The sequence below is a fragment of the Streptomyces sp. NRRL S-37 genome, from assembly GCF_000721605.1.
GTDB lineage: Bacteria > Actinomycetota > Actinomycetes > Streptomycetales > Streptomycetaceae > Streptomyces.
This window is the reverse complement of record NZ_JOIZ01000005.1, coordinates 260445-276223: the sequence shown is the minus strand read 5'-3', so window position 1 is coordinate 276223 and position 15779 is coordinate 260445. Positions and strand designations below refer to the sequence as shown.

At 69.9% G+C, this 15779-nt stretch carries 14 protein-coding genes and 1 tRNA gene; 8 read left to right on the top strand and 7 right to left on the bottom strand.

From position 1 onward, the window contains the following. Positions 1–51 precede the first annotated feature (51 nt). The 3 genes from IH50_RS0108125 (at position 52) to pepN (ending at position 3627) form a co-directional block, all read left to right on the top strand. Positions 52–429 (top strand): chorismate mutase, encoded by a 378-nt coding sequence (locus IH50_RS0108125; RefSeq protein WP_030858832.1) that lies wholly within the window; start codon positions 52–54, stop codon positions 427–429. Positions 430–540: 111 nt separating this feature from the next. After that, on the top strand, positions 541–1083 hold the full coding sequence (locus IH50_RS0108120; protein WP_030858830.1) for a response regulator: 543 nt from the start codon (positions 541–543) through the stop codon (positions 1081–1083). Between the two features lie 48 nt (positions 1084–1131). Next, complete coding sequence (gene pepN / locus IH50_RS0108115; RefSeq protein WP_030858829.1) at positions 1132–3627, top strand: aminopeptidase N; 2496 nt, start codon at positions 1132–1134, stop codon at positions 3625–3627. 99 nt (positions 3628–3726) lie between these two features. On the opposite strand, the gene IH50_RS0108110 is transcribed toward pepN, so the two are convergent. After that, positions 3727–4338: a TetR/AcrR family transcriptional regulator C-terminal domain-containing protein gene (locus tag IH50_RS0108110; RefSeq protein WP_030858828.1), complete on the bottom strand. Its 612-nt coding sequence runs from the start codon at positions 4336–4338 to the stop codon at positions 3727–3729. Positions 4339–4394: 56 nt separating this feature from the next. On the opposite strand from IH50_RS0108110, the gene IH50_RS0108105 reads away from it, so the two are divergent. Further along, positions 4395–5918 (top strand): FAD-dependent monooxygenase, encoded by a 1524-nt coding sequence (locus tag IH50_RS0108105; protein WP_051767218.1) that lies wholly within the window; start codon positions 4395–4397, stop codon positions 5916–5918. 46 nt (positions 5919–5964) lie between these two features. Here the strand turns inward: IH50_RS0108105 and IH50_RS0108100 are convergent, their stop codons facing one another. Further along, positions 5965–6126, bottom strand: coding sequence for a hypothetical protein (locus IH50_RS0108100; RefSeq protein ID WP_234328112.1), 162 nt, complete (start codon positions 6124–6126; stop codon positions 5965–5967). A 560-nt stretch (positions 6127–6686) separates the two neighbouring features. On the opposite strand from IH50_RS0108100, the gene IH50_RS0108095 reads away from it, so the two are divergent. After that, positions 6687–8090: a lysine N(6)-hydroxylase/L-ornithine N(5)-oxygenase family protein gene (locus IH50_RS0108095; protein ID WP_030858823.1), complete on the top strand. Its 1404-nt coding sequence runs from the start codon at positions 6687–6689 to the stop codon at positions 8088–8090. Between the two features lie 26 nt (positions 8091–8116). On the opposite strand, the gene IH50_RS0108090 is transcribed toward IH50_RS0108095, so the two are convergent. Continuing rightward, positions 8117–9931, bottom strand: coding sequence for a bifunctional metallophosphatase/5'-nucleotidase (locus IH50_RS0108090; RefSeq protein WP_030858822.1), 1815 nt, complete (start codon positions 9929–9931; stop codon positions 8117–8119). 153 nt (positions 9932–10084) lie between these two features. Here IH50_RS0108090 and IH50_RS0108085 point away from each other — a divergent pair, with 153 nt between their 5' ends. Together IH50_RS0108085 and pyk are read left to right on the top strand one after the other, a co-directional pair. After that, positions 10085–10762, top strand: coding sequence for an SIMPL domain-containing protein (locus IH50_RS0108085; RefSeq protein WP_030858821.1), 678 nt, complete (start codon positions 10085–10087; stop codon positions 10760–10762). A gap of 151 nt (positions 10763–10913) precedes the next feature. Then, positions 10914–12350 carry a pyruvate kinase gene (gene pyk, locus IH50_RS0108080; RefSeq protein ID WP_030858819.1) on the top strand — a complete coding sequence of 479 codons (1437 nt, stop codon included), beginning with the start codon at positions 10914–10916 and terminating at the stop codon, positions 12348–12350. 21 nt (positions 12351–12371) lie between these two features. Here the strand turns inward: pyk and IH50_RS0108075 are convergent, their stop codons facing one another. Both IH50_RS0108075 and IH50_RS0108070 read right to left on the bottom strand, forming a co-directional pair. Beyond that, positions 12372–13151, bottom strand: coding sequence for a hypothetical protein (locus tag IH50_RS0108075; protein ID WP_030858817.1), 780 nt, complete (start codon positions 13149–13151; stop codon positions 12372–12374). Positions 13152–13232: 81 nt separating this feature from the next. Beyond that, a tRNA-Leu gene (locus IH50_RS0108070) sits at positions 13233–13315 on the bottom strand. 99 nt (positions 13316–13414) lie between these two features. On the opposite strand from IH50_RS0108070, the gene IH50_RS0108065 reads away from it, so the two are divergent. Beyond that, positions 13415–14071: an ANTAR domain-containing response regulator gene (locus IH50_RS0108065; RefSeq protein WP_030858815.1), complete on the top strand. Its 657-nt coding sequence runs from the start codon at positions 13415–13417 to the stop codon at positions 14069–14071. 67 nt (positions 14072–14138) lie between these two features. Here IH50_RS0108065 and IH50_RS0108060 read toward each other — a convergent pair whose 3' ends face one another. Beyond that, on the bottom strand, positions 14139–14855 hold the full coding sequence (locus IH50_RS0108060; protein WP_030858813.1) for an ABC transporter ATP-binding protein: 717 nt from the start codon (positions 14853–14855) through the stop codon (positions 14139–14141). Next, positions 14852–15775 carry an ABC transporter ATP-binding protein gene (locus IH50_RS0108055; RefSeq protein WP_030858811.1) on the bottom strand — a complete coding sequence of 308 codons (924 nt, stop codon included), beginning with the start codon at positions 15773–15775 and terminating at the stop codon, positions 14852–14854. The genes IH50_RS0108060 and IH50_RS0108055 overlap by 4 nt, the downstream gene beginning before the upstream one ends. Positions 15776–15779 lie beyond the last annotated feature (4 nt).

Sequence of the window (15779 nt, the reverse complement as noted above, 5' to 3'; positions counted from 1 at the left end):
CCACTGTACGGGCCTGCCCCGGCCGGTGCCCGCCCCGTAAGGTGACCCACCATGACCACCAGCAACACCACCACCGGCGACGCCGCCCCCGCCGTCCGCGAGGAGCTCGCCCGGCTGCGCGACAGCATCGACAACATCGACGCGGCCGTCGTCCACATGCTCGCCGAACGCTTCAAGTGCACCCAGCAGGTCGGCCGCCTCAAGGCCGAGCACCGGCTGCCGCCCGCCGACCCGGGCCGCGAGGCACGCCAGATCACCCGGCTGCGCGCCCTCGCCGAGAACGCCAAACTCGACCCGGCCTTCGCGGAGAAGTTCCTGAACTTCATCATCGCCGAGGTGATCCGCCACCACGAACGCATCGCCGAGGACACCGCGGGCGGTGCCACGCCCTCGGCGAACCGCACCACGGCACCCTCCCCCGGGGAGTGACAGAACCCCCCGCGCGGAGCATGCTGCCCTGTGCACTCCTTGTCGGCCGGCGAGCACCACCCGCCGGCTCCCGGACAGCCATCCGGTCCCTTGCGAGGAGGGACGCGCCGCATGCCGCCGAACGCCCGCATCCTCATCGTCGACGACCACGAGGACACCCTGTACGCCCTGGAGAGCGCCCTGGCCCCGCTCGGCCACCTGCTGGGCCGGGCCACCAGCGGCGACGAGGCCCTCAAACAGCTGCTGCGCGGAAACGTCGGCCTGCTGCTCCTCGACGTCCACCTGCCGGGCACCGGCGGACTCGACGTCGTGCGCTACATGCGCCGCCTGGAACAGACCCGGCTCATCCCCGTCGTCCTGCTCACCGGCTTCGCCCGCGACCCCCAGCTCGGCGCCGCCGCGTACGCCCTCGGCGTAGCCGATCTCGTCACCAAACCGGTCGACCCGTGGGCGCTGCGTACCAAGATCCGTCATCTCTACGACGCACACCAGCGCCGGCTCGCCCTGGAACACGAGATCCGCGCCCTGCGCGCCCGCCTCGAGGAACGCACCCCCACCCCCGGACATCCCGCCCTGCCCCACCCGCACGCGCACACACCGCCCTCAGGGCCCGCCGGGGCGCACACCGGGGAGCTCGAACGAGACCGGACATAGGGTGCGTACCCGATCCGCCCCTGTGGTTCGGCGACCGCATCAGGCAGCATGGCCCGCATGTCCGTACTGACGCGCGACGAAGCGCAGAACCGAGCACAGCTCCTCGACGTCCACCGCTACACGATCGAACTCGATCTGACCACCGGTGACGAGACGTTCGACTCCCGCACCCTGATCAGGTTCAGCGCCCGCACGGACGCGGACACCTTCGTCGAGCTCAAGCCCGCCGAGCTGCGCTCCGCCACCCTCGACGGACAGCCCCTGGACACCGGCACCCTCGACGGCAACCGGCTGCCGCTGAGGAACCTCACCGCCGGCGAGCACGAACTGCGCGTCGACGCGAGCATGCGCTACTCCCGCACCGGCGAGGGCATGCACCGCTTCACCGACCCCACCGACGGCGAGACCTACGTCTACACCCAGCTCTTCCTCGACGACGTGCAGCGTGTCTTCGCCGCCTTCGACCAGCCCGACCTCAAGGCCGTCTTCGAGCTGACCGTCACCGCTCCCGAGGGCTGGACGGTCCTCGCCAACGGCATCACCGAGCACACCGGCGAGGGCGTGTGGAAGGCCGCCCCCACCCCGCTGATCTCCACCTACCTCGTCGCCGTCGCCGCCGGCCCCTGGCACTCCGTGCGCACCGAACACCGCGGCCTGCCCTTCGGCATCCACTGCCGCCGCTCACTCGCCCCCTACCTCGACACGGACGCCGACGAACTCCTCGACATCACCCGCGCCTGCTTCGACCGCTACCACGAGAAGTTCGAGGAGCCCTACCCCTTCGACTCCTACGACCAGGCCTTCGTGCCCGAGTTCAACGCGGGCGCCATGGAGAACCCCGGCCTGGTCACCTTCCGCGACGAGTTCGTCTACCGCTCCGCCGTCACCGACACCGAACGACAGACCCGCGCCATGGTCATCGCCCACGAGATGGCCCACATGTGGTTCGGCGACCTCGTCACCCTCCGCTGGTGGGACGACATCTGGCTCAACGAGTCCTTCGCCGAGTACATGGGCTACCAGACCCTCACCGAGGCCACCCGCTTCACCGACACCTGGACCGACTTCGGCGTCACCCGCAAACCCTGGGGCTACGACGCCGACCAGCGGCCCTCCACCCACCCCGTCGCGCCGAAGGACGTCGAGGACACCGCCTCCGCCCTGCTCAACTTCGACGGCATCTCCTACGCCAAGGGCGCCTCCGCCCTGCGCCAGCTCGTCACCTGGCTCGGCGAGAAGGACTTCCTCGCCGGCATCAACACCCACTTCGCCCGGCACCGGTTCGCCAACGCCGCACTCGCCGACTTCATCGACTCCCTCGCCTCCGCCACCGAACGCGACGTCCACGCCTGGGCCGACGCCTGGCTGCGCACCACCGGTGTCGACACCCTCACCGCGTCCGTCGGCTCCCGCCCCGGCCAGTGGACCCTCGCCCTCGACCGCACCGGCGAACGCCCCCACCGGGTCACCGTCGGCGTGTACGACCGCGACCTCCACGACGGCCGCCGCCTCCTGCTGCGCGAGCGCTACGAGACCGACGTGCCCCAGGAAGCGGCCCCCGAGCCGCACACCGGCACCCGCCCCGCCCTGGTCGTCCCCAACGACCTGGACCTCACCTACGCCAAGATCCGCCTCGACGACACCTCCCTGGAGACCGTCCTGCGCGGCCTGTCCGGCATCCCCGACACGCTCACCCGCGCCGTCATGTGGAACACGCTGCGCGACATGGTCCGCGACGGCGAACTCGCCCCCGCCGACTACCTCGCGACCGCCGCCGCCCACCTGCCGGAGGAGACCGACCTCGCCCTCGTCCAGGGCGTCCTCGCCTTCGCCTCCACCCACATCGCCGGCCGCTACCTCACCCCCGACCGGCGCCCGGCCGCACTGGCCACCCTCACCGAGCTGTGCCGCGACCTCATCCGCCGCACCGAGGACGGCGACCACCCCGGCCTGCGTCTGATCGCCGTACGGCACCGCATCGACACCGCCGCCCACCCCGACACCATCGCCGCCTGGCTCGCCGACGGCACCGTCCCCGGCGGCCCCGAACTCGACCCCGAACTGCGCTGGCGGATCCTCGCCCGGCTCGCCGTGCTCGGCGCCACCGACGAGGCCGCCATCGCCGACGAACTCGCCCGCGATCCCAGCGCCACCGGCCAGGAGGGCGCCGCCCGCTGCCGCGCCGCCCTGCCCGACGAGGACGCCAAGGCCCGCGCCTGGGACGCCATGTTCGGCTCCGACGACCTGTCCAACTACCTGTTCACCGCCACCGCCCAGGGCTTCTGGCAGCCCGAACAGGCCGACCTCGTACAGCCCTACGTGTCCCGCTACTTCAAGGCCGCCGTCGCCGTCGCCGCCCGCCGCGGCCCCGCCATCGCCGAAGCCGCCGGACGCTGGGCCTTCCCCGCCCACGCCGTCGACACCGAAACCCTCAAGCTCGGCGAGAAGTGCCTGCGCAAGGCCGACCCGATCCCCGCCCTGCGCCGCAAACTCGTCGACCAGCTCGACGACCTGGCCCGCGCCCTGCGCGTGCGGGAGGCGTAACCGGCGCGCGGGGCCCCGCCCCCGTCCGCCCGGTGGGCACGGACGGGGGCGGGGCCCGGCCTGTCCGGAGCCCGTGCTCCGATGCGCGCCGGTCACCGCTCACCGCCGGGCGAGGACCGCGGCCAGGCCGTGTTCGAAGCGCTCGTCGAAGGCCTCCGGGACGAGATGGCCGAGCACGCGGTGGAGGGCGGGATGGGCCGTCTCCGAGACCGTGTCCGCCAGGGCGGCGCCCGGCGCCCGGTGCCCGGCCGCCTGTTCCTCCTGGGCGAGACCGAGGGTGAAGTAGACGGCCGTCCACGAGGTCCAGGCGGCCTCGCGCTCGTCCCGGCCGCCCTCCAGGAGCGCGCCGACCAGGGCGTCGGCGAAACGCAGGGTGTGCGGTTCGGCGGCATGGGTGCCGACGACGAGCGCGGCGCCGTCGCGGTGGGCGAGCAGGGCGCGGCGGTAGCGGCGCAGCAGTTCACGGGCGCGCTCGTCCGGCGCGGCCGGCAGCCCGTCCAGCGGGATCTCGCCGAGCACGGCGTCCGCCATCAGCTCCAGCAGCCGGGCCTTGGTCTTCACGTGCCACAGCACGGTGTTCATCCGCACGCCGAGCCGGTCGGCGACCGCACGCGTGGACAGCGCGTCGAGGCCCTTCTCGTCCAGGAGGTCCAGCGCGGCACGGGTCACGGTGCCCGGATCGAGCCGGCCACCCGCTTGCCTATTGGTCATTGACCTAGTTTACTGCGGCCTCAAGGAATTGGTCACCGACCAAGGAGGGTGGGTTCATGGAACAGCAGCAGGTGATCATCGCCGGAGGAGGCCCCGTCGGACTCTGGCTCGCCGCCGAACTACGGCTGGGCGGCATCTCCGTGACCGTCGTCGAGGAACGCGCCGGGATCGACGGACGCTCCAAGGCGCTCACCGTCCACCCGCGCACCATCGAGGTGCTGGCCTCGCGCAGGGCGCACCGGCCGTTCCTCGCCGAAGGCCTGCCGATCCCGAGCGGTCACTTCGCGATGCTCGACGACCGGCTCGACTTCCAGGCACTGGACACCCCGTTCCCGTACACCCTCGCCCTGCCCCAGGCCCGTACCGAGGAACTGCTCCAGGAGCGCGCCCTGACCCTGGGCGCGCGGATCGTACGAGGCCACCGCCTCACCGGATTCACCGAGCACCCGGACGCGGTGACCGTACACGTGACCGGCCCCGAGGGACCGTACGAGATCCGGGCCTCGTACCTCGTCGGCTGCGACGGCACCCGCAGCACCGTGCGCACCACCGCCGGCATCGACTTCCCCGGCACGCCGTCCACCGTCCTCGGCTGGCTCGGCGACGTCACCCTGGACCGCCCGCCACGGCCCGGCTTCAGCGCCTTCACACTCCGCGGCGGGGTGATGGTCGCGCCGCTGCCCGGCGACAGGTTCCGCGTCGTCGGCGTCAGCCCCGACAGTCTCACCACCGAACGCCCCGGCGACCTCACCCTGGAGGAACTGCGGGAGAAGACCCTCGCCGTCACCGGGGACGACTTCGGTATGCGCGACCCCTCGTGGCTCTCCCGCTTCGGCAACGCCACCCGACTGGCCGCCACATACCGGCGCGGACGCGTCCTGCTCGCCGGCGACGCCGCCCACCAGCACTTCCCCGCCGGAGGAGTCGGCATGAACGTCGGCATCCAGGACGCGCACAACCTCGGCTGGAAACTGGCCGCGACACTCAACGGCCGGGCCCCGGACGGCCTGCTGGACACCTACCACAGCGAACGCCACCCGGTCGGAGCACAACTGACGGAACACAGCCGCGCCCAGACCGCCCTCATGACCACCTTCACACCCGAGGGCCTCGACCTGCGAGCCGTACTGAGCCGACTGATCGCCACACTCCCCGAGCTCAACCGCGCGCTGGCCGAGCGGCTCACCGCCCTCGCGGTCACCTCCCCCCACCCCGAACCGACGGACCACCCGCTCACCGGCACCCGCGCCACCGACCTCGCCCTCACCGGCACGGACGACACCCTGTTCACCCTGCTGCCCCCGAACGTCCCCCTCCTGCTCGACCTCACGGCCGACCGCACCCTCGGCGACCGCACGCCGCGAGGGCTCACCGTCCGCACCGGCACCCTGGAAGAACCCCCGGACGCCTGGACCGGGGTACGCGCCGCCCTGATCCGCCCCGACGGGCACATCGCCTGGGCCGGCACCGACCGGGACGACACCACCCTGCGCGCGGCCGCGGACAGGGCCATCGCCACCGTGCACCGAGCCACACCCCGTCAGCGGACGACGGACAGCCCCGCACCGGGCGGCCGGTAGACACGACGGCCCCGGAAGACGCGCCCACTCCCGCCCGGCGCCCGGCCTACCCGCCGCACACCGACCGGACCTCCGCCGGCAGCACCGCACAGTGCTCGCCGTACGTGCCCACCGCGTGCCACACCGCGTCCAGAGCCGCCTCGAGCGGATCGGACCCGGCGGCGGCGAGCACGGCGGGAAGCGCGAAGTGCGGCTGCGAGATCCGCAAGGGTTCACGCGGGCGGCCGGAGACCGGGCCCACCACGACGGCACAACGCTCCGTCTCCGCCGCCGCGCTCCCGCCGACGGGCACCGCCGGCACAGGCGCACCCGGAACCCGGCCGGGACCCGGCCGCCTCGCCCTGCCGGCCCCCGCCTTTGCCGCCGGGACCCGCTTCCACCCGGCCTCCTCCGACGACGTGGGCGGCCGGTACGACGGCCGCTCCGGAGGTATCGCCTCGAGCACCGACCGGTCCGGCACACACGGCCCGGAACCCGCCACCGGACGGACCGTCACCTCCCCGCATCATGCCGCAACCCACTGACAACAGGCCGGTGACCACAACCACCGGACCCACCCCACACCCCGGGAAACCGCCCCGGCGGAAGAGGACAGAGAACACCCCGCACACACCTCACCAATGCGGACGTACCCCCTTTCGGGTCTGATTCCCCAACCTTCCGGGCGCGTCGCCCTCCCGCGCCCACAAGCTGGGACCCCGCCACCCGCCCCGGCGACCTCGCAGGCCCCCTCACCCCCGCCCACCGGGCCCACGCGGAAGGACCCCGATGACCCCCACACCCCCCGACACACCCCACGACCTCGTCGGCATCGGCATCGGCCCCTTCAACCTCTCCCTCGCCGCCCTCGCCCACCCCCTCACCACACTGCACACCGCCTTCTACGACCAGCACCCCCACTTCACCTGGCACCCCGGTCTCCTCCTCGACGACGCCACCATCCAAGTCCCCTTCCTCGCCGACCTCGTCACCCTCGCCGACCCCACCAGCCCCTGGACCTTCCTCAACCACCTCAAAGACCGCGAACGCCTCTACCCCTTCTACTTCACCGAGCACTTCCACATCCGACGCACCGAATACGACACCTACTGCCGCTGGGTCGCCGACCACCTCCCCGCACTCCACTTCGGCCACCGCGCCGACACCGTCCACTGGAACCCCCGACACGCCCTGTTCCAGATCGACCTCACCCGCCTCGACCCGAACGGACAGCCCACCTCGGCAGACCGCGTCCACGCCCGCCACCTCGTCCTCGGCATCGGCACCGAACCCCAGGTGCCCGAACCGCTACGACCCCTCACCGACGACCCCGACCTCCCCGTCATCCACTCCGACGACTACCTCACCCACCGCGACACCCTCCTCGCCGCCGGCCACATCACCGTCGTCGGCACCGGACAGTCCGGCGCCGAGGTCTTCCTCGACCTGCTGCGCCACCGGCCCCCCGGACGAGAACGCCTCCACTGGATCGGCCGCACCGGCGCGTTCGCCCCCATGGAGTACTCCAAACTCGGCCTCGAACACTTCACCCCCGACCACACCCGCTACTTCCACGCCCTGCCCGAACCCGTCCGCGACCGGCTCGTCCCCGCTCAATGGCAACTCCACAAAGCCATCGACACCGGCACCATCGCCGCCATCCACGACGAGCTCTACCGGCGCACCCTCCACGGCGGCTGGCCCGACACCGTCCTCACCCCCGCCGTCCACGTCCGCACCGCCGGACGCCTCGGACCCGGCCGCATCGAGCTCCACATCGAGCACACCGTGCAGCACACCCGCACCCGCCTCACCACCGACGCCGTCGTCCTCGCCACCGGCCACCGCCCACGCCCCCTCGACCACCTCCTCGCCCCCCTCGACCCCCACCTGCGCCGCGACCACGCCGGCCGGCCCCGCGTCGACACCCACTTCCGCCTCGACCTGGACCCCACCGTCACCGGCAACATCTACGTCCAGAACGCCGAACTCCACACCCACGGCGTCGGCACCCCCGACCTCGGACTCGCCGCCTGGCGCAGCGCCACGATCCTCAACCACCTCACCGGCCGCCAGACCTACCCCCAGCCCACCCGCACCGCCTTCACCACCTTCGGCCTCCACCCCCACACACCACAGATCCCGCCCGCCCGGCGAGCCATACGGCTCACCCCACTGGCGGACGGGACCTGACCATCACCCGTACAGAGCAACGAGGATCAGAACACCGGCGTACCGTCCCGCGTCAGCCTCCAGTCCACCGACGCGAAGTCCCTCGGGTCCAGCACACCCTTCGCCGTCACCCACTCCGCGATCCGCGTCCGGATCTCCGTCGACTCCGACCACAGCTCCTTCGCCGACGCCACATGCGGGAACGCGCCACCACCGTTCGCCCGGTAGTTGTTCACCGCGAACACGAACCGCGCCGCGTCGTCCAGCGGGGCGCCGCCGAACGTGACGTTCCTGATCCGCGAACCCGCCGGCTGCGCGATGTCGATGTCGTAGGAGAGCCCCGACACGTAGTCGTAGTTGTAGTCCGGGCGGCCGCCCGCGTTCGTCAGCTTGTCCACGTCCACCACCGCACCGGCAGCCGTCCGCACGAAATACTCCGCCGAGTACTCCAGGTACGCCCGCACCTGCGCACCCGTCATCAGCTTCGCCACCAGCGTGTTGTCATACACGTACAGGCTCGACAGGTCCCGGATCGTCACCTCGCCCGCCGGAATCTCCGAAGTACGCGAGAACGGCGACGCCTGCGACAGCACCGGCAGCGACGCGTACTCGGTACCCGCCAGGGCCGCCCGCACCACGTCCTCCTGCACCTTGCCGATCAGGTCGATGATCGGCGCGTCCTTGTAGCGCGCCTCCACCGTCGTCAGCGTCTCGGTCGCCGACCCCACCACCTGATTGACGTACTCCACGACCCGCGCGTGCTCGTCACGCAGCAACCGGGTGATCCTCGGATCGTCCTCCACCGTCGCCGCGTCCCGCAACGACGCCCTCACCGACTCCACCCGCCACCGGCCCCGCTCGAAGGCCAGCTCGAAATCGAACAGCGTCAGCCGCTCCGCGTAGCACAACGGCTCCGACAGCACGACCTCCCTGCCGGTCTCCTCGTTGACGACCCGCAGCTCCGCGATCTCCTGATGCGCGTGCCCCACCAGGATCGCGTCGATCCCCGGCACCTGCCGCGCCACGTTCGCCGCCGCGTTTTCCACGTACGGCAACTGGTCACCGTACGACGACGTGCCCGACGACCCCGAGTGCGCCGACACCACCACCACGTCCGCACCCATCGACCGCAGCCTCGGCACCCACTTCGCCGCCTGCTCCTCCAGACCCGGGAACGTCAGCTTCCCCTGCACGTACGCCTTGTCCCAGATCGCGATACCGGGATTGGTCAGCCCGAGAACCGCCACCTTCACCGGGGGAGCGCCCTTCACGTGGAACTTCTTGATGAAGTACGGCGGAAAGGCCGGCTTCAGCGTCCTCGCGTCCAGCGCGTTGGCACCCAGCAGCGGGAAGTCACACTGCTCCTCGAACTTCCGCAGCGTCTCGATGCCGTAGTTGAACTCGTGATTGCCGAGCGCCACCGCGTCGTACCCGATCGCGTTCATCGCCTGCGCCATCGGATGCACCGGACCACCCTCGGCGGTGATCGGGTCCACCTTCGCGAAGTAGTACGTCAGCGGGGTGCCCTGGATGGTGTCACCCGCGTCCAGCAGCAGCGTGTTGCGCCGGCCCTTCTCCTCACGCACCTGGTCCACCAGCGTCGACACCCGCGCCAGCCCCTGCGCGTTACCGGCCGCGTCCGTGTACTCGGCGTCCTTGAAGTAATCCCAGTTGAAGACATGGCCGTGCAGATCGGTCGTGCCCATCACGGTCAGCGCGTACCGCTTCACCGGCTTCCTCCCCCGCCCCACCCCGGTGGCCCCGGCCGCCTCGGCCGCGGGAACCGCCGCCGTACCCGCCAGCGCCACCCCCGCCCCCGCCACAGCGGACCTCTTCAAGAACTTCCGGCGGTTCAACGGCATAGCAGGCTCTCCTCGGACAACAACGGAACAACGCGCGTAGATTCGCCCGATGATTCTGACCTGAACACGCCCACGCACAACAGACCCCCCAGGTTGCGATCCGGTGTCCCACACCCTCCCCCCACCCGTACGACCGATGACACAGTGAGACACATGACCACCCCCCACCCCCACGGCACACCCGACACACCCCACCTCACCGTCCGCGGCGAAGCCCACCTCGACACCACCCCCGACCTCGCCCGCATCACCATCACACTCACCGCACGCGACCGCGACCGACGCACCACCCTCGACGACCTCACCCGCCGCAACACGGAAGCCCTCGACCTGCTCAAGTCCTACGGCGACACCGTCGAACACCTCGAAACCGGCACCCTCACCATCACCCCCGAACTCAGCCCCCACAGCCGCGGCGAACGCATCCGCGCCCACCACGGCACCGTCCACCTCACCGCCGACCTGAACGACTTCACCACCCTCGGCACACTCATCACCCGACTGGCCGACCTCGACCTCACCCGCATCGACGGCCCCTGGTGGACCCTCCGCCCGGAATCCCCCACCCACCGCGAAGCACGACGACTCGCGGTGCACGACGCCCTCCGCCGCGCCCGCGAATACGCCGAAGCACTCGGCACCACCCTCGCCGCCCTCATCGAACTCACCGACACCTCGGCAGGACCCGAACCCTTCCCCCGCACCCGCTCCATGGCATTCACCGCGACCACCGACAACACCCCGCCCCCACCCCTCGACCTCGAACCCCAACGGCAGCACGTCCACGCCGAAGTCAGCGCCCGCTTCACCCTCCAACCACCCCGCCTGTAGAACCGGCATTCGAGAACAAGGAGCGCGCACGCTCATCGGAGCGACCCCGCGCACAAACCAACACTTCTTGTCAACAACCCTTCATCCACTGGCCGTTGAGTCGTCACACGCCACCAAGTCGCTACCGACCGGTAAGCCCTAGGCTCGAAACATGCGCCGAGCGAAAATCGTCTGCACCCTGGGCCCCGCCACCCACAGCTACGACCAGATCAAAGCCCTGGTCGACGCCGGAATGGACGTCGCACGCCTCAACCTCAGCCACGGCGAACACGCCGAACACGAGGAGCGCTACCGACGAGTCCGCAAAGCAGCCGACGAGACCGGCCGCAGCGTCGGCCTCCTCGCCGACCTCCAAGGCCCGAAAATCCGCCTCGGCCGCTTCACCGAAGGCCCCGTACTCCTCGAACGCGGAGACACCTTCACCATCACCGTCGAAGAAGGCACCGAAGGCGACCGCGACATCTGCGGCACCACCTACGCCGGCCTCGCCACCGACGTCACCACCGGCGAACGCATCCTCGTCGACGACGGCAAGGTCACCCTCGAAGTCACCGCCGTCGACGGCCCCCGCGTCCACACCACCGTCCTCGAAGGCGGCATGGTCTCCGACCACAAAGGCCTCAACCTCCCTGGCGTCGCCCTCTCCGTCCCCGCCCTCTCCAAAAAGGACGAAGACGACCTCCGCTGGGCACTGCGCACCGGCTTCGACGTCATCGCCCTCTCCTTCGTCCGCAGCGGACGCGACATCAAGGACGTCCACCGCGTCATGGACGAGGAAGGCCGCCGCCTCCCCGTCATCGCCAAGATCGAAAAACCCCAGGCCGTCGAGAACATCGACGACATCGTCGCCGCCTTCGACGGCATCATGGTCGCCCGCGGCGACCTCGGCGTCGAAATGCCCCTCGAACAGGTACCCATCGTCCAGAAGCGCGCCATCAAACTCGCCAAGCGCAACGCCAAACCGGTCATCGTCGCCACCCAGATGCTCGACTCCATGATCGACAACGCCCGCCCCACCCGCGCGGAAGCCTCCGACGTCGCCAACGCCGTCATCGACGGCACCGACGCCGTCATGCTCTCCGGCGAGACCAGCGTCGGCAAACACGCCATCGAGACCGCACGCACCATGGCCCGCATCGTCGAAGCAGCCGAAGAGGACATCCTCGCCAAGGGCCTCCCACCCCTCACCGAACGCAACAAGCCCCGCACCCAGGGCGGCGCGGTCGCCCGCGCGGCCGCGGAGATGGGCGACTTCCTCGGCGCCAAGTTCCTCGTCGCCTTCACCCAGTCAGGCGACACCGCCCGCCGCCTCTCCCGCTACCGCAGCCCCATCCCCCTCCTCGCCTTCACCCCCGACCCCGCCACCCGCTCCCAGCTCAGCCTCACCTGGGGCGTCGAGACCTTCCTCGGCCCCCACGTCGACACCACGGACGCCATGGTCGCCCAGGTCGACGAACTGCTCCTGAAGTACGCCCGCTGCGCGAAGGGCGACACGGTCGTGATCACGGCCGGCTCCCCACCGGGCGTCTCCGGCTCGACGAACATGGTCCGCGTCCACCACATCGGCGAGGACGACAGCCCCAAGTAGCAGGGCCGGGCCCCGGGGCGGTCAGTACTTGGGGCCCACGTGGAGATCCATGAGGGCTACGGAGGCCTTGCGGGCGACGGAGATGTTGAAGGGGTCGCTGCCGCGGGTCAGCGTCGTCCACTCGACGCTGACCTTGTCCAGCGTGTCCGTGAAGAGCTTCCTGATGTCGTCCGACTTGTTGGTGAAGAAGTACCGCGGATACTCGTAGCGCTTGCGCTCCCCGGCGACCATGCGGGTCGTCCAGTTGGTGATCCGGCAGCCGTCCGAGTGGATCAGCCCGCGGATGAACTCCCAGGGGTGCTCGTCGACGATGGCCTGCTGCCAGGGTTCGAGGGCGATCTTGCGGGTGTGCTTCATGCCGGGGCCGTGCTGGGGGAACATGCACACCCAGTGCTTGGTGTACGACTTCACTTCGATGCAGCCGGGCTTGTAGTGGCGTCCGACGCTGGGTAAAAGCATCACCTTGCGCATCGCGTCTTCGGCAGCCGCGATCAGTCCTGTTTGTTCTGCGTTGCAGAAGATCGACAGGTGATGCTGCTTCGGCTTCGAGACGATGTGGCCGTCGCCGAGGTAGAGGCCCAGCAGATACGAGTACGCCACTTCGTCGAAGTCGCGGCCTGTGCACTTCGGGCAATCCGTTGGCTGCCGGTACACCTCACCGCGTAGTTTGCGGTCCTCGCAGCGCCACCAGCCGATGGTGCCTCGCGGAATGTTCAGTTGCTCCGCCACCACACGGTTGGGAACGCCCTGCCGCATGAGTGCGACAGCATGTGCGCGGATCGAAGGACTGTGCTGTTCCATACGGACACTGTGCGTGAGCGATCGTGACGCCATGCAGTAAAAAGCGGAGAACCACGCGAACGTGATCCTCCGCTTCAGGAGTGCCGGGTGCGGGATTCGAACCCGCAAGCCCTCTCGGGCAGATGTGTTTGAGACATCCGTGTATGCCATTCCACCAACCCGGCAGGACTGGCTCACGGAATCATACCGGGTCACCCTTGGTCGCCGCCTCTAGGTACGCTGCTTCTCAGCAGTACCGGCCTGCCCCGCACCAAGGAGCCCACGTGAGCGCCCCCGAGTCGCCCCAGCCCGCAGACGTGCCCGACGACGACAAGTCGCACGTGCCTCCGATGACGACCCGTGTCGTGATCGCCGAGGACGAGGCCCTGATCCGGCTCGATCTCAAAGAGATGCTGGAGGAGGAGGGCTACTCCGTCGTCGGTGAGGCCGGTGACGGTGAGCAGGCCGTGGAGCTGGCGCGTGAGCACCGGCCCGATCTGGTGATCCTCGATGTGAAGATGCCGAAGCTGGACGGTATCTCGGCGGCGGAGAAGATCGCCGAGGAGAGCATCGCCCCGGTGCTGATGCTGACCGCGTTCTCGCAGCGTGACCTGGTGGAGCGGGCGCGGGACGCGGGTGCGATGGCGTATCTGGTGAAGCCGTTCAGCAAGAGTGATGTGGTGCCGGCGATCGAGATGGCGGTGTCGCGGTTCACGGAGCTGAAGGAGCTGGAGCGTGAGGTCGCGGATCTGAGTCTGCGGCTGGAGACGCGGAAGCTGGTGGACCGGGCGAAGTCGGTGTTGCAGACGCAGTACGGGCTGACGGAGCCGGCGGCGTTCCGGTGGATCCAGAAGACGTCGATGGACCGGCGGATGTCGATGCAGCAGGTGGCGCAGGCGGTCATCGACGACGCGGAGGAGAAGAAGGCGTCGAAGGGCTGAGGTCCCGCGATACGGCGAGAGGCCCGCGCTCCCTGCACGGCAGGGGGCGCGGGCCTCGTCGTGCGGCTCAGTCCTCGCCGAGGTAGGCCTTGCGGACGGATTCGTCGTGGAGGAGGTCCTGTCCGGTGCCGGAGAGGACGATGTTGCCGGTTTCCATGACGTGACCGTGGTCCGCGAGGGAGAGGGCGGCCTGGGCGTTCTGCTCGACGAGCAGGATGGTGGTGCCCTGGGCCTTCAGCTCGGTGATGGTCGCCATGATCTTCTGCATCATGATCGGTGAGAGGCCCATGGAGGGCTCGTCGAGCATGAGGAGCTGGGGCTGGGACATCAGCGCCCTGCCCATGGCGAGCATCTGCTGCTCTCCGCCGGAGAGGGTGCCCGCGGCCTGCTTGCGGCGTTCCCCGAGGATGGGGAAGAGGTCGTAGGCGCGCTGGATGTCCTTCTCGATGCCTGCCTTGTCGTTGCGGAGGAAGGCGCCGAGGCGGAGGTTGTCCTCGATCGTCATGCGGGGGAAGATGTGCCGCCCTTCGGGGGAGTGGGCGAGCCCGAGGGAGACGATCTTGTGGGCGGGGATCTTCTTGAGTGACTTGCCGTTGAACTTGATCTGGCCGCCGACGGGCTTGAGGAGTCCGGAGAGCGTGCGCAGGGTGGTGGTCTTGCCGGCGCCGTTGGTGCCGATGAGGGTGACCACTTCGCCGGCGTCGACGCTGAAGGAGATGCCTTTGACGGCCTGGATCTTGCCGTAGGCGACTTTGAGGTCCTCGACTTCGAGGAGTGCGGTCATCGGTCGTTCTCCTTGCCGGGCGCGGCGTCCGTGGCGGCTTCGGCCTGGGCCTCGGCCGCGGCTTCGGCGGCCTCGACTTCGGCGGCTTCGGCGGCGCCGGGGTCGTTCTCCATGGGTTCACCGATGTAGGCGGCGATGACGCGTTCGTCGCCCTGGACGGTGGCCGGGTCGCCTTCGACGAGTTTCTGGCCCTGGACAAGGACGGCGACGCGGTCGCAGAGGTTGAAGATGAACCGCATGTCGTGCTCGATCACGAGGACGGCGATGCCCTGGTCGCGGATGGCGAAGATGAGTTCTTCGGCTGCCCGGGTCTCCTGGGGGTTCATGCCGGCGGTGGGCTCGTCGAGGAGCAGCAGGCCGGGTTCGCTGGCGAGGGCGCGGGCGATCTCGAGTTTGCGCTGTTCGCCGTAGGGGAGGTTGCGCGCGAGGTGGTCGGCTTTGGTGTCGAGGCCGACGAACTCCAGGAGTTCCATGGCTCGTTCGCGGGAGGCGGCCTCGGCCTTGTGGAAGCCGGGTCCGCGCAGGACGGCCGACCAGAAGCCTTCTTTGGTCCGGGTGTGGCGGCCGACGAGGACGTTCTCCAGGACGGTCATGTTGGCGAAGAGCCGGATGTTCTGGAAGGTCCGGGCGATGCCGGCGGCGGTGACCTTGAAGGACTTGGGCGGCAGGACCTTGCCCTTGTAGCGGACTTCGCCCTCGGTGGGGACGTAGAGGCCGGTCAGGCAGTTGAAGAAGGTGGTCTTGCCGGCGCCGTTGGGGCCGATGAGGCCGACGATCTCGCCGCTGCTGACGGTGAGGTCGACGTCGCGGACGGCGGTGAGTCCGCCGAAGCGCATGGTGACGCCGCGTGCGTCGAGGACGGTTTCGCCGGGGGCGGGTGTGCCCGGGGTGGTGTCCTTGGTGGTGGTGTCGGTGGTCATGGTG

What these genes read in the sequence shown, in the direction of transcription:
- IH50_RS0108060 (WP_030858813.1), bottom strand. Translation starts at nt 14,855, where the DNA reads ATGACCGCACTCCTCGAAGTCGAGGACCTCAAAGTCGCCTACGGCAAG.
- IH50_RS0108120 (WP_030858830.1), top strand. Translation starts at nt 541, where the DNA reads ATGCCGCCGAACGCCCGCATCCTCATCGTCGACGACCACGAGGACACC.
- pepN (WP_030858829.1), top strand. Translation starts at nt 1,132, where the DNA reads ATGGCCCGCATGTCCGTACTGACGCGCGACGAAGCGCAGAACCGAGCA.
- IH50_RS0108090 (WP_030858822.1), bottom strand. Translation starts at nt 9,931, where the DNA reads ATGCCGTTGAACCGCCGGAAGTTCTTGAAGAGGTCCGCTGTGGCGGGG.
- IH50_RS0108055 (WP_030858811.1), bottom strand. Translation starts at nt 15,775, where the DNA reads ATGACCACCGACACCACCACCAAGGACACCACCCCGGGCACACCCGCC.
- IH50_RS0108075 (WP_030858817.1), bottom strand. Translation starts at nt 13,151, where the DNA reads ATGGAACAGCACAGTCCTTCGATCCGCGCACATGCTGTCGCACTCATG.
- IH50_RS0108095 (WP_030858823.1), top strand. Translation starts at nt 6,687, where the DNA reads ATGACCCCCACACCCCCCGACACACCCCACGACCTCGTCGGCATCGGC.
- IH50_RS0108110 (WP_030858828.1), bottom strand. Translation starts at nt 4,338, where the DNA reads ATGACCAATAGGCAAGCGGGTGGCCGGCTCGATCCGGGCACCGTGACC.
- pyk (WP_030858819.1), top strand. Translation starts at nt 10,914, where the DNA reads ATGCGCCGAGCGAAAATCGTCTGCACCCTGGGCCCCGCCACCCACAGC.
- IH50_RS0108125 (WP_030858832.1), top strand. Translation starts at nt 52, where the DNA reads ATGACCACCAGCAACACCACCACCGGCGACGCCGCCCCCGCCGTCCGC.
- IH50_RS0108105 (WP_051767218.1), top strand. Translation starts at nt 4,395, where the DNA reads ATGGAACAGCAGCAGGTGATCATCGCCGGAGGAGGCCCCGTCGGACTC.
- IH50_RS0108085 (WP_030858821.1), top strand. Translation starts at nt 10,085, where the DNA reads ATGACCACCCCCCACCCCCACGGCACACCCGACACACCCCACCTCACC.